The organism is Bradyrhizobium sp. Arg237L (assembly GCF_029990105.1).
Lineage (GTDB): Bacteria > Pseudomonadota > Alphaproteobacteria > Rhizobiales > Xanthobacteraceae > Bradyrhizobium.
The window spans coordinates 26563-39609 of the sequence record NZ_JAQMIL010000006.1; the positions used below are offsets into that span (position 1 = coordinate 26563).

14 protein-coding genes are annotated in these 13047 nt (G+C 61.9%); 6 read left to right on the plus strand and 8 right to left on the minus strand.

Annotated features, from left to right (window positions below):
• Positions 1 to 175 precede the first annotated feature (175 nt).
• From OZ411_RS05000 to OZ411_RS05015, 4 genes are all read left to right on the plus strand, one after another.
• Positions 176 to 727, plus strand: coding sequence for an NADPH-dependent FMN reductase (locus OZ411_RS05000; protein ID WP_282527061.1), 552 nt, complete (start codon positions 176 to 178; stop codon positions 725 to 727).
• A gap of 45 nt (positions 728 to 772) precedes the next feature.
• Positions 773 to 1090 carry a septum formation initiator family protein gene (locus tag OZ411_RS05005; protein WP_282527062.1) on the plus strand — a complete coding sequence of 106 codons (318 nt, stop codon included), beginning with the start codon at positions 773 to 775 and terminating at the stop codon, positions 1088 to 1090.
• A gap of 200 nt (positions 1091 to 1290) precedes the next feature.
• Entirely contained in the window at positions 1291 to 2256 is a 966-nt protein-coding gene (locus OZ411_RS05010; protein ID WP_282527063.1) for a GAF domain-containing protein, read from the plus strand.
• Positions 2257 to 2486: 230 nt separating this feature from the next.
• Positions 2487 to 3998, plus strand: coding sequence for an ATP-binding protein (locus OZ411_RS05015; RefSeq protein WP_282527064.1), 1512 nt, complete (start codon positions 2487 to 2489; stop codon positions 3996 to 3998).
• Between the two features lie 49 nt (positions 3999 to 4047).
• On the opposite strand, the gene OZ411_RS05020 is transcribed toward OZ411_RS05015, so the two are convergent.
• From OZ411_RS05020 to OZ411_RS05030, 3 genes are all read right to left on the minus strand, one after another.
• The gene (locus tag OZ411_RS05020) at positions 4048 to 4290 is read right to left on the minus strand and encodes a hypothetical protein (protein ID WP_282527065.1); all 243 of its coding nucleotides are present in this window, start codon (positions 4288 to 4290) and stop codon (positions 4048 to 4050) included.
• A 73-nt stretch (positions 4291 to 4363) separates the two neighbouring features.
• Positions 4364 to 5371, minus strand: a complete 1008-nt coding sequence (locus OZ411_RS05025; protein WP_282527066.1) for a M12 family metallopeptidase — start codon at positions 5369 to 5371, stop codon at positions 4364 to 4366.
• Positions 5372 to 5381: 10 nt separating this feature from the next.
• Positions 5382 to 7322: a hypothetical protein gene (locus tag OZ411_RS05030; RefSeq protein ID WP_282527067.1), complete on the minus strand. Its 1941-nt coding sequence runs from the start codon at positions 7320 to 7322 to the stop codon at positions 5382 to 5384.
• Between the two features lie 760 nt (positions 7323 to 8082).
• Between OZ411_RS05030 and OZ411_RS05035 the strand changes: the two genes are divergently transcribed.
• On the plus strand, positions 8083 to 8403 hold the full coding sequence (locus OZ411_RS05035) for a helix-turn-helix domain-containing protein (RefSeq protein ID WP_282527068.1): 321 nt from the start codon (positions 8083 to 8085) through the stop codon (positions 8401 to 8403).
• A complete protein-coding gene (locus OZ411_RS05040; protein ID WP_282527069.1) occupies positions 8400 to 8798 on the plus strand; it encodes a VOC family protein in 399 nt (132 codons plus the stop codon). The genes OZ411_RS05035 and OZ411_RS05040 overlap by 4 nt, the downstream gene beginning before the upstream one ends.
• Before the next feature lie 165 nt (positions 8799 to 8963).
• Here OZ411_RS05040 and OZ411_RS05045 read toward each other — a convergent pair whose 3' ends face one another.
• The 5 genes from OZ411_RS05045 to OZ411_RS05065 are packed head-to-tail and all read right to left on the minus strand — an operon-like array spanning position 8964 to position 12858.
• Positions 8964 to 9905 carry a PDR/VanB family oxidoreductase gene (locus OZ411_RS05045; RefSeq protein WP_130581739.1) on the minus strand — a complete coding sequence of 314 codons (942 nt, stop codon included), beginning with the start codon at positions 9903 to 9905 and terminating at the stop codon, positions 8964 to 8966.
• On the minus strand, positions 9902 to 10450 hold the full coding sequence (locus OZ411_RS05050; protein ID WP_207234584.1) for an MOSC domain-containing protein: 549 nt from the start codon (positions 10448 to 10450) through the stop codon (positions 9902 to 9904). The genes OZ411_RS05045 and OZ411_RS05050 overlap by 4 nt, the downstream gene beginning before the upstream one ends.
• A 39-nt stretch (positions 10451 to 10489) precedes the next feature.
• Complete coding sequence (locus OZ411_RS05055; RefSeq protein WP_282527070.1) at positions 10490 to 10879, minus strand: RidA family protein; 390 nt, start codon at positions 10877 to 10879, stop codon at positions 10490 to 10492.
• A gap of 39 nt (positions 10880 to 10918) precedes the next feature.
• On the minus strand, positions 10919 to 11539 hold the full coding sequence (locus OZ411_RS05060) for a DJ-1/PfpI family protein (protein ID WP_282527071.1): 621 nt from the start codon (positions 11537 to 11539) through the stop codon (positions 10919 to 10921).
• Between the two features lie 14 nt (positions 11540 to 11553).
• Positions 11554 to 12858 carry an MFS transporter gene (locus OZ411_RS05065; protein WP_282527072.1) on the minus strand — a complete coding sequence of 435 codons (1305 nt, stop codon included), beginning with the start codon at positions 12856 to 12858 and terminating at the stop codon, positions 11554 to 11556.
• Between the last annotated feature and the right edge of the window lie 189 nt (positions 12859 to 13047).

Sequence of the window (13047 nt, forward strand, 5' to 3'; positions counted from 1 at the left end):
TCCGCTCCACCCGGGCTACGGGGCGGCGCCCGATTTACGGTCAGCTCCCTCGTTTTCCGCCAAGCTCATTTCCGCGAACACTGTGTTTCCGCAATTGCATGTTCCATGCACTTGCATTCTTTTCGTGGTCGCGGCTTAAGTCGCGCGTCGAACTCGTCGATCGAAGGGAACCCAAATGGCCTACACCGTCGTCACCATCGCAGGCAGCCTGCGCAAGGAAAGCTTCTCGCTGAAGATCGCTCGCGCGCTGGCAAAGCTCGCGCCGTCCTCGCTGAAGCTCGACGTCATGACCCCGAACGGCATTTCCTTCTTCAACCAGGACCTGGAGGCCAACCCGCCGGCCGACTGGCTGGCATTTCGGGAGAAGCTGCAGCAGTCGAACGGCATCCTGTTCGTGACGCCGGAATACAACCGCTCGATCCCCGGCGTCCTGAAGAACGCTATCGATGTCGGCTCACGCCCGTATGGCAAGAGCTCGTTCAACGGCAAGCCGGTCGGCATCGTCAGCAATTCGCCGGGGCCGCTCGGCGGCGTGTTAGCCGCCAAGCACCTGCAGAACATCCTGCCGGGGATTACGGGTCCGATCCTGCAGCAGCCGGAGATTTATCTGAACGCGATCAGCGATGCCTTCGACGCCGATGGCGAGGTCACCAAGGACGCGCTGCGGCAGGTGCTGCAGCAGTATATCGACGCGTTCGCGGCCCACGTCGAAAAGCACAACAAGTGATTTCGTTTTAGGAGTCCATTAACCGCGGCGTCCCAAGCTAGCGGCATGGTCTCCCGCACGCGCCTCAAATCGATCCTGACCGGGCTCGCCCTCTACACGATGGCGGCCCTGATGATCGGCTATTTCGGCGTCAATGCCTATACCGGCAAATACGGCCTGAACGCCCGGCAGGAGCTCGACCAGGAGATCATCGCGCTGACCTCCGAGTTGCAGCGGCTGAAGAAGGAACGCATCGAAGGCGAGAAGCGGGTGTCGTTGCTCCGTTCAGAGAGCCTCGACCCCGACATGCTGGACGAGCGCGCCCGCTTCCAGCTCGACTATGCCAACCCGCGCGACCTGGTCCGGGTCAGCAAATCGAATTAATTGTCGAGCCGTTCCAATTGCCGTAGGGTGGTAGAAGCGTTTCGAGCGCAGTGGCCCCAATCAGGGTAAAAAGAACGCGTCAAACGCCGGCGAGCCCCGCGATGGCGGTCCAGCCCCTACCGTGACTGACTTTGACGAAGGTCAAGAAGGCCACGGTCCGCATGCCCTAATATGGGGTCAAGGGAGGGAGTATCAGCGGGATGAAGGAGCTTAAGCTCGCTCATCACGCGGCCCGGGTCGAGGCCGCGATCGAAGCCGGCCAGGCCGCGAGATCCGCGCTGGTTGCGTCATGGCGACGCTCTTCCCGATTGCACCAGCTTGATCCCGCCGGAACACGGCCGCCGCAACGGCTGACCGGGGCTGAGCTCCAAGTGGCGCGGGAGCGGGTCGCGCCGCTATTGCGCGCGGCACAAGCCAGCATGGACCGGCTGTACCAGGCGGTGGGCGCCGCCGGCTGCTGTGTGCTGCTCGCCAACCACGACGGTATCCCGCTGGAGCGGCGCGGCCACGCGGCTGATGATTCCACCTTCGAGGAGTGGGGCTTGTGGACCGGTGCGATCTGGAACGAAGAGCACGAGGGCACCAATGGCATCGGCACCTGCCTGGTCGAGCAGCGCGTCCTGACCATTGACCGCGACCAGCATTTCTTCACCCGCAACACGCTGCTGAGCTGCACCGCGGCCCCGATCTATGACGAGCACGCAAGGCTCGTCGGCGTGCTCGATGTCTCCTCGTGCCGTGCCGATCGCACTGACGCCTTCGCCAATCTGATTGCGCTCGCGGCGGGCGAGGCGGCACGGCGAATCGAGGCCGAGCTGTTCCGCAACGCCTTTGCCAACGCTCGGATCGTGCTGACACCGCCGACCGAAGCCCATGGCGGCGGCTTATTGGCGATCGACAGCGACGACCTCGTGATCGGCGCGACGCGTTCGGCGCGGCTCGCCCTGGGTATCCCGCCCGACCGCACCCTCCGGCCGGTTCCGGCGGCCGACTTGCTCGATGGCCGGGAAGGGCGCTACGAGCACCTTGGCGACGCGCAGCGCGCGGCGCTGCAGCGGGCGTTGGCGCGTGCGCAGGGCAATGTCTCGGCCGCGGCGAAGGCGCTCGGCGTCAGCCGCGCCACCCTGCACCGCAAGCTGAAGCGCTTCGACCTCAAGGGGCATTAGAGCATGATCCGGAAAAGTGGATACCGGTTTTCCGGAAAGATCATGCTCAAACAAAGAGATGAGATCATGATCCGATTCCGTCCAATCGGATCATGATCTAAGCCGGAAACGCGCGATTCGGAGTTATCGGTGGACGCTGTGTGGAAGACGGACTGATTGGCCGTGGGGCGCTCGACGGGCTGTGATCGGGTTGATAAGCCGCTCTCCGCAAGGAGAGTTTGAGTCGGGACATGACCGTTGCGATCGAGATGGGGCACACGACCGCCGGCGCCCCGGCTGTTCTGGACCTCGAGGAATTGCTGGCGACCCGCCTCCTGGTGCAGGGCAATTCAGGCTCCGGCAAATCCCATCTGCTGCGCCGGCTGCTCGAACAGAGTGCCGCCTGGGTGCAACAGGCCATCATCGATCCCGAAGGCGACTTCGTGACGCTGGCCGATCGTTTCGGTCACCTCGTGATCGATGCCGAGGACCATACCGAGCGAGGCCTCCAGGTTGCCGGCGAGCGGGCGCGCATCCATCGCGTCTCCACCGTGCTCAATCTCGAGGGGTTGGACGCAGAGAACCAGATGCGCCGCGCCGCCGCCTTCCTCGGCGGACTCTTCGACGTCGAGCGCGACCACTGGTACCCGATGCTTGTGGTGGTGGATGAAGCGCAGCTCTTTGCGCCGGCGATCGCCGGGGAAGTTTCGGACGAGGCGCGCAAGCTCTCGCTCGGCGCTATGACGAACCTCATGTGCCGTGGCCGCAAGCGTGGGCTTGCCGGGATCATCGCAACCCAGCGACTTGCGAAGCTCGCCAAGAACGTCGCGGCCGAGGCGTCCAATTTCCTCATGGGCCGAACTTTCCTTGATATCGACATGGCGCGCGCTGCCGATCTTCTCGGCATGGAGCGGCGGCAGGCAGAGGCCTTCCGGGACCTGGAGCGCGGGCAATTCATGGCGCTGGGGCCGGCGCTGTCCCGCCGTCCGCTGGGGCTGCGCATTGGTGCAACGGATACCCACGCGCGCAATGCGACGCCGCGACTGCTGCCGCTGCCGGAGGCGACGCTGGAAGATGCGCGCGCCGTGATCCTGGCAGCGCCGCCGCCCGAGGCTGGGAGGTCCCAACGCCGGCCGGCGCCGGATCTGCTCGAGCAGCTCAGGGCGGCGAAGTCCGCGGTCCCGGATCTCCCTCCCGAGGCGATCGAGGTGCCAGTCAGCGATGAGGAATTGGCTGAGCGGCGCGAGCAGGTGGACCGTATCCTGAGCGCCGTTCTGGCTGAACCCGATGCGGGATTCCGCGCCATCGGCGTGCTCTATCAGGAGTTCGTGGTCCGCTGCCGGATCGAAGGCCTCGGTTCGGCGGTGCCGGACCTCAATGACTTCCGCCGCATGCTGACGCGCGCCCGCGCCGGGCTCGGCTCCGATCTGGTAGAGGATGATGCGTGGCAGGATGTCTCGCTCCGCGCCTCCATTTTGCCGGAGGACATGCAGGGCGTCTTCATGATGATCGCTCGCGCGGCGAAGGAGGGCTGGCCGTGCCCCAGCGATGCAGCGATTGCGCGCGCCTATGGCTCACACTCGTTGCGTCGCGCGCAACGTCTGCTGACCTATATCGAGGATCAGGGCCTCATCGTCTGCCAGCTTGACGGCGCAGGCCGAAGGATCGTGACACTCGTCGAACTGGCCTGGGCGACAGCCCCAGGCGACCCGAATGCCGAGGAACTGCCGGCGGAGCAAGCTTGCAGCAGCGCGTCGCTGTGATGCGATGGTCGGGCTGGGCTGGACAGCGTTTTCGCCCAATAGCTGATCGTCAGGCGGCGACGACAATCGCGATCTGCCGCGTTTCTGGGGTAGCCTGCCATGGATCCCCTCTGATCACCTCGATGCGGGCCTGCCCGGGTCGGAGCGCCCGAAACAACGCGCTGGTCGGCGGTCCGGCCGGGCTCAGCACACGGCCGTCATCCGAGACCACGCCGGGCGAGAAGACCCCCACGAGTTCGACGGTCGTCCCGCCTTCCAGAACGCGCCCGCCGGTTGCCCCGAACAGCAGCAAGTCTCCCACCCGCACGTGCAGCACGGGTGGGGGGGCGTCGCATGCCTGGATCTCGATAAGGTGCGCCAAAGCGTTACTGCACCAGTTCGTCGTCCACTTCCACGTCTTCCGATGGCGACCATTCGTCGGCGAGGCCCATCCCAGCCTGGATCGACGGGGCACGCTCAGCCGACACCTTCGGGTAGATCCGCCCGGCGAACGCGGCGTCGGTGGCGTTGATGTCTATGCCTCCCCGGATCGGCTCGCCGGTTTTCGTAATCGATCCCGGAAGCTGGTAGCACATGATCGAATCCTGGTCCGGCGGGGTGCCCATGATCGTATCCTGGCTGAGCGGTGTCAGCACCTGCTGGTCCACCATCTCGCGAGACCAACCCTGTGTGCGCAGGAAGAAATCGTACGCCTTCTCTGGGTCTATGAGCGCAACCAGCTCCTCACGCATGTGCTCATGCGGGAAGCCGAGCGTGTGCCCGGCTTCATGACGAACCACACGATGGAATTCGCGTTCCGGCATGTTCATCGTGAAACCCTGGAGGTTCAGCGTCGGCCGATTGCTGGGGATATGCAGAATGTCGGTGCCGAGATAGGACCAATATCCGGCTTGATTCCGCGAGATACGCACCTTCCCGACACCGCGGGTCTCCACGAACGAGATGCCGGCGGTTTGGTTCCAGGCATTCATGTGCTGAATGATCCGGCGGCGCAGATCGCTTGGCCCGCCATCCAGAAAGCTGACCGTGAGTTGCCGCTGCTGCGGGCCCCAATACTTCCCAACCAGAACTGAAATCGCTGCCGGCGAGAGCACCAGACCGCGCGCCACAGCGCCGATCGGGCCGAAGCTAACCCGATTCACGGGGTTGATTGATATTGCGGTCTTTGCGGCCTTCTCGACCAGACGATCGGGCAGTTGCTTAATCGAACAGTGCGCGTTTCTCCCACCCGCGTGGGTATGGGAACCTCGCGTCGTCTCGCCATGCGGTTTGCTATCGTCTTCGTCCGTATACGGACCGCTATCCACGGCTGTCTGAGCCACCTCCGCGATTTTCATCAAAGCCTGGCGGAGTTTCTGGTCGCTATCGCACATATTATCCTCCTCATCGTTGCTGCTTGCTGGCGTCGTCGACATTCTGCTGGAAGAGATGGCATTTGCTCGATCGTGGCAGGTGACGGCGCATTCCGCGTTTCGTCCACCCTTTCGAGCCGCCTTTGCTGTCAAGATAGTCTGCTTGTGCCTGTATTCGGCGTCGATCCGTAACGCTCTTGCGGATCACGTAGCGAACTTGCCCATCCGGACCCAGGATGACGGTAGAGCCGCCGAAAACTTCACGTGTTGCTTTCGAGCTCTGCTTGCACCAGCGCCGCTGGGTGATCTCGGCTACAGTATCGAAGGTGACCTGCCGGTCCGGTCCGACACGACGAAGGGATCGAATAGAACCAACAACGGCCGGATCGACGCGATCGCCCTCCAATCGGCTGTCGCCTGGCAAGGCACAGCCGAACGCATGTGCATATCCTGGCCGCATGACATAGGCCCCAAGTGCCTCGGCCTGGCGTCGCAGCTCGGTCTCATCGGCTGCTCGTCCCGGATCGCCGGCGAAGCGCATCTCCTTGAAGTGCAGGGCTTCGATCGGCTCCATCTTTCTGTCAGGTGGTCGCCACAGCAAAGAATCCTCCGCGAGGTCCGGCACGTCATCGGCGTAGATGCGGCGGCGCGCGAACGAGTCGATGATGGCCTCGCGATAGCCGAAGGGATCGTCTTGAACGAGATCGAAATCCGCAGTGATCAGGGCTCGCAGATATTCGCCAAAACGCAGGTCGAACGGCGGGCAGTAGTCGATGGCACGTATGCAAATTGAAAGAAACTGCGATGCCAATGTGCTTGCCTGGTCCGCGAAAATCCCGGCGAGCTCCGGGCCGGGAGCTTCACCGGGAGCCAGACGCGCCAGGCGAAGGTACCGTTTCGTCTTCCGCCGCAGGACCGTCGCGAATGCTTCGAAGATCGCGGTTACCAGAAGCGAACCGCGCTCGTGTGGCTCGTCTCCAGCCTTGTCATACCGTTCGATGCTGCGTTCCTCGTGCTGCCCAGGGCCAGCGAGAGTGATCGCTGAGCGTAACGGTCCGCCAGAACCCGTGGCATGTCCGAATTGGGAAGCGAGTGACAGAAGCAGCTCATCGGTCTCAAGCTTGGCGCCCGACCGCTCAATCGCGGCATGAACGACATCCGAATATGAGAAGTGCATGAGGATTGCCACAAGGTCGGCAAATCCTTCGTGGAAGGCCGAGACATCCGGGTGGGTCGGCAGCCGAAAGCGCGTCCGGAGACCATCCAGCAACGCGTGAGTCATTTCGTGCACGATGATGTCGTGTGAAAGGCTGGTGAAGACCCGGCCATGGGGGCGGCTGCGCCCCTGAACGTCACCATCGGCACTGAAGTATCCGAACTTGAGTTCACCTGCCGACGGATCGTAGTAGGCGTTGCGGTCGCAGAACGCCTGCGGTCGAATCCTGAGCTTTGGATAAGCTTGGCCGGGCTTGGCACGGAAGCCCCAGCACGGATCGCGGCCAAGCGCCCGCCGGAAGGCATAGTAGGTGGACGCGCAGACAGCGTAGACCATTTGTTGCCGGAACATGGGGTCGGACGGCGAGGGGACTCGTCCGCTCTCCATCAGGATGCGAGGATTGTCCAAGTCCACCGGCTCGTTGGACTGCCCGGTCGTTTGGTCCCAATCGACCACTTCCAGGATGCTGCCCACTGGACCCGAGCTCAATTGTTCGAATGGGACGTTTATCGTAGCCACTGCACCATCCAGGCGACTTGCCGTTGGATCGAGTGTGTAGATTCTAAGCGGCCGAAAGATCGGATCGTGGTGCGCCCGTTGATACGGCTGCACTGAAGCGGTGGCCAAGAAAACCGGATCGACAACAAAGTAGTTGGCCGATGCAGCCAAAGCGCCCTGTACCTTGTGGCTTTCAGGGCGAGACGCCACATCAGGCTTGAAGGTGTCATGCAGGGTCGGCTTCGTCGTATTGTCCACAAAACGACTCCCCGGCACAAATCAACTGGTAAGGCCCGATCATGCGTGAGTGTCGGGCCAAATAAACTGTTTCATCTGATAGACGATCAGTAGTCCTTTCCTTGACCGTCTATTTCGCTCCCGTGTCACCCAATAGCTATTTTGCAAGAGATTGCGTCTTCGGCCTTTGAGGCGCACACCGGCATGAACCAAACTGTTACCCATGCAGTACGCAGCCGTACGCAGAAAAAACGGCGCGTGTATTTTACAACGTGATCCGTCGCCGGTGTGTGTGCTGGTTCACGCTGCAAGCATGGGTGTGACTTAATCGGCGTATTTCAGCGCGCTTCTCTACAAATCGGCCCATTCCAGCGCGTCCAGGCGCAGCAATGGGATCGTCCTCTTCGACGACAGACTGATCGACTACAGGTGCCTTATCGAATTGCGCGATCGCAGCCGCGGTATTGGCCGAGATCGGCGAGGTCGAGCCCGGACTGGTAAATCGTTCCGCGGATCGCCCTTGCTGATGTTCTGGGTACAATCGAATTTTGTCTTCGCGTCCTGCAATTTTGCCCTGCGACAATCCGTATAGCTTAGCTCAAATTTCAACCATAGGGTAGCCATTTTCGCGAGGACAACTTGTCGCGCAGCAGTAGTCGCTTGCCTGACAGAACCCTTGGTCGAACGATACGGTCAGGCTGCGCGCGTCATCGCATCACTCGGAGACATATGGTCGCTGCTCCCTTGCGACGCGCAACTTAACATGCAGTAAAATTACTGCATGTTAATCCGGGTGGACGACGACCAGCTCGACAATGTCTTCAAGGCGCTCGGCGATCCCGTGCGTCGCCGCATCCTTGATCGCTTGGCGAAGCGTCCCGGGCAGTCCTTGTTTGAGATCTGCGCTTCGTCGGTCGCAGAGGATGGCAGAAGCCTGTCGCGACAAACGATCTCGCAGCACCTCGACATGCTGGAGAGGGCTGGGCTTGTCCAGACGCATTGGAGCGGGCGCACCAAGATGCATACTCTCGATACTGCGCCTCTGCGGAAAGCCGCCGACGCCTGGCTCAACAAGCATCTGAAAAAAGGGAGTGCGACATGAGGATCTATGTCATGAGCGTCTTCGTTGACGATCAGGCCAAGGCCCTGGATTTCTACACGGAGAAGCTGGGTTTCATCGTCAAGCACGATATCCCGCTCGGCGGCGATCATCGCTGGTTGACTGTCGTGTCGAAGGAGGCACCGGAAGGAACCGAACTCCTGCTTGAGCCGAGTGAGCACCCCGCCGTTGGGCCATACAAATCTGCGCTCGTGAACGACGGGATTCCTGCAGCGTCATTCAAGGTGGATGATCTCGAAAAAGAGTTCGAGAGATTGCGCGACCTCGGTGTCGAATTCACGGTACAGCCGATGGATGCTGGCCCCGTCAGAATGGCTGTCTTTGACGACACATGCGGCAATCTCGTTCAGCTCGTCGAAATGCTCGAAGGAAGGTGAGGGCGGCAACGTCAACGGCGCGGCCGCACATATCGGCTACGGGTCAGAAGCGGCGAAGCCTAGCCGCATGTCATATCGATTCTGAAACAGGAGGCGACCTTGCAAAGGGAAGGTTCCGATGCTGCGATGAAGCCGCCTCCTTTGGTGCGCGTGAAGGAACCTTCACTACAGCTCCAATGTTACACTCACCCGAGCGCGCGAGACGCATAGCATCAGCCGGTCCTGGCGCTTCGACGTCGGCAACACCTTGTCGCGATGCAGGACAATGCCGTCGCGATAGCCACATTCGCAGGAGCCGCAGACGCCCATCTCGCAGGACGACGGCAGCGGGAAATCATGCTCGCGCAGCACATCGAGCAACGACTTATCCGCAGGCACCAGAATCCGCTGCCCGGTGGACGCCACGGTGGCCTCGAACGGCTCGGGCTTGAAGTTCTCATCCACCGTCATCTGAAAATGTTCGCAGTGAATCTGCTCCTCGGACCATTCCGACAGCGACGACTGCACAGCATCAAGCAGCCGTTGCGGCCCACAGATGTAGACGTGGGTGCTGGGACTGTGTGGACCGATCACTGCCGGATCGAACCGTTCGCCGTGTTTGGAGAACCAGCATTGCAGATCATCGCCGCAGACCTGCACCAGTTCAGCGAGCAGCGGCGCCTCGGATGGCGACCTCGCACAATAGTGGAGCGTAAATGCCTTGCCCCACTGCTTCAGGCTGCGCGCCATCGCCAGCAACGGCGTGATGCCGATCCCGCCCGCGATCAGGACATAGCGTTCGCCGTCCGACGTTAGAGGAAGATTGTTGCGCGGCGCGGAGATGTGGACTTCGCAGCCCTCTCTCAGTGTCTGGTGCGCCCACACCGAGCCGCCACGGCCGTTCGCCTCCCGTTTGATGGCGATCTCGTAGCGCGCGGTGTCAGCTGGATCGCCACACAAGGAGTATTGCCGCACGCGCCCGTCGGGCAGGCGCATGTCGACATGGGCACCCGCGCTCCATTCAGGCAGAGCCGGCCGCAGGGGATGAACGAGCTTCAGGTGAACAACGTCCGGTGTCGAGAAGCTCAGATTCTCGACACGCAGCTTCATGATCAAACGTGCTGTCATGGGCTCAACAACTCGATCTTGTCGCCTGGGTGGATGATGCCGCCACGCTCGATGCCACAGTTCAGTCCGGAGCGATTGTAGAGCGGGAGGAAGACCGGCAGACCCAAAAGCTCTTCCAGGTACTTGCACGGAAAGTTCAGCCGCCCGCCGCGCAGGATCACGTCGCCGACGCGAAAACGCCGCCCGACGAGATGGTTCAGCGGCACGCCCTTCACTGTCAGATTGCGGCGGTGGTCGCGCGGCTCCAGCGTGATCGGCGCCTGCTGCAAGGGAGGATCGTTGCGGGAGATAGCATCCAGCGCTTCCTGCTCGATCAGCGTGAGCTCGCGCACATCAGGCTTCGGCGAATAGGTGCCGAGACCGTTATAGTAACGGTCGCCGACGATCCCCCGTCCGGCCACGCATTCCGCCTCGGCAAGCTCCTCCATCTCGTAGCTGGCGCTTGGCGCGATGTGGATGTGCAGCAGGACGCCGCGCCACTGCGTGGCGCCGCCGTCTTTGGTGACGGCGACCGAACCTGCGGGATGCGCGAACGCCTCGATCATCTTCGGCGGCGGCCGCCCTGGCGAACGCATGTTCATGGCTTATCCTTTGGTGCGTAGCGCAATGGCTTCGACTTCCACTAACGCATCCTTCGGTAGCCGCGCGACCTCGATGGTCGAACGCGCCGGCGGCGCATAGCTGAAGAACTCGGCGTAGATCCCGTTCATCACGGCGAAGTCGTCCATGTTCTTCAGGAACACCGTGGTCTTGACGACGCTCTCGAAGGAAGCGCCGCCTGCTTCCAGCACCGCGGACAAATTGGCCAGCGACTGGCGTGTCTGCTGTTCGATGCCCTCCGGAATCGTCCCGCTTGCAGGATCGATCGGAAGCTGCCCGGACGCAAACACGAGTTGGTCGGTCCGCACGGCCTGCGAATACGGACCGGCCGCGGGCGCGGCCTTGTCGGTGCTGACGAGGAATTTGGTAGTCATGTGGTCTTCGCTTTCTTTTTCTGACGTTCGAGTCGAGGTCTATCCCGCGAGAAATTCCTCGCGGTTCATGTTGGCTTTGCGTGCGCGCTGATACTCGATGATGCGCGCGGTTTCGCTGGCGACGGCTTCACCCAGCATGCGCTGGATGATGTGCAGCGTGGTGTCGATGCAGAGCGACACGCCTCCGCCCGTCACCACCGCACCGCTGTCGACGATGGGAGCCTCCTGCGCATCGATCTGCGGATACGTGCTGCGCATCCGCCCGAGCGGTGACACCTCCGGTGGCGCGATCGCGCGTTTCGTGGTGGCGGCGATGCCGTCGAGCACGCCGCTGGCCGCGAGGATCATGCCGCCCGTACAGACGGAGGCCACCTGCGTCGAGGCATGGACGCGCCGGATGTAGTCCAGGGTTGTCTCCGACACGGCCTGCTGCTCCCATCCCGGACCGCCGGTCACGATGACGACATCGCACACCGGCGCATCGTCGATGCCGAACTGCGCGATGACGTCGAGACCATTGGACAGGCGGACGATACCCGCGTTCGGCGCGATGGTGCAGATGCGGATGCGAGGAACGATCCGGCGTGCCATGGACAGCACGCCGAAGGTTGCGAGATCAATCGGCTCGACGCCGTCGTAGATGAAGATTCCAAACAGCATGGAGCTTTTCCGCTTCAGCCGATAGTGTCATCCTTGGTTTCCCGCGCGGCAAAGGCCGCCCACAGCGTCAGGATGGCGATGCCGATCATCATCACCGAGACGCCCGCGGTGCCGCCAAAGTAACCGACCAGCGCCGTAGCGATGATCGGCGAGAATCCGCCGCCGATGGCGGCCGCCGCCTGAAATCCGAACGAAGCGCCGCTGTAGCGAACCCGCGGCCCGAACAGTTCGGGAAAGTAGGTGGATTCCAGTCCGAACATCATGCCGTGCCCGAAATTCATGGCGATGATGATGGCCAGCGTCACCGTGGCGACGCTCTTGGTTTCCAGCATCCAGAACAGGGGAAACGCGAAAGCGATGGTGAACAGTGCGCCCAGGATGAAGAACACGCGGCGACCGATCTTGTCCGACAGCCAGCCGAACAGAGGCAGCGTGATCAGCTCGAACAATGCGGCATACATCACCGCATCGAGCATCATCTGCTTGGGCAGCGCCAGTGTCGTTGTGGCGTACACGACCACGAACACCGTGAGCATATAGACCCAGGACACTTCGGACAGCTTCAGGCCGACGGCGATGAGGAACGTCCTGAAGTTTTTGCCGAGAGCCTCGCCGAACGGATTCTTCGAGAACGAGTCGGTGGCCTTCATCTTCTCGAAGACCGGTGTCTCCGGAACCCGCGAGCGGATGAACGTACCGAGCGCGAGCAGAAGGACGCTGGCCAGGAACGGAATGCGCCAGCCCCACGCCTGGAAGTCGGCCTCGGGAAGCTTCGTCGCCAGCGCAAACACCAGCGTCGCCAGCACCAGGCCGATGGGAAAACCGATCTGCACGAAGCTGCCGTAGAAGCCGCGCTTGTCGGCGGGCGAATGCTCGATGACCATCAGCGAGGCGCCGCCCCACTCACCGCCAAGGCCGATGCCTTGAATGATGCGCAGCAGGATCAGGAGGATGGGGGCGAGCACACCGATGGAGGCGTAGTTCGGCAGTAACCCGATGCAGAACGTGCTGAGGCCCATGATGAACATCGTGAGCACGAGCATCGACTTGCGCCCCATCCGGTCGCCGAAGTGCCCGAACAGCGCGCCGCCTAGCGGGCGGGCCACAAAGCCGACGGCGTAAGTGCCGAGCGCGGCAAGCGTTCCCGTCAGCGGATCAATGGTCGGAAAGAACGTCTTATTAAACACGAGCGCCGCAGCGGTCGCATAGATCAGGAAGTCATACCACTCAATGATGGTGCCGACGCTGCTCGCAATCACGATCGATCGCATCTTGGAGCCAGCCGTTCGGGCGTCAGATATGGTCGCAGCAATGCTCATTTCCAACTCCTCAAAAAACCCCGGGGAACACATTTCCCGTTTATGAGAGATTTTTCTAAAGTAGTGGATGCAAGCGGTGTGCCGGAATTCCTCCGCCGAAAACGCTGAGCTTTTTCGCAAGCTCGAATGCTTTGATGAATTTGGAAGCTGCTGGCGCCAAAAAAGCCCGCAAATTCGGCGCTGCATGCG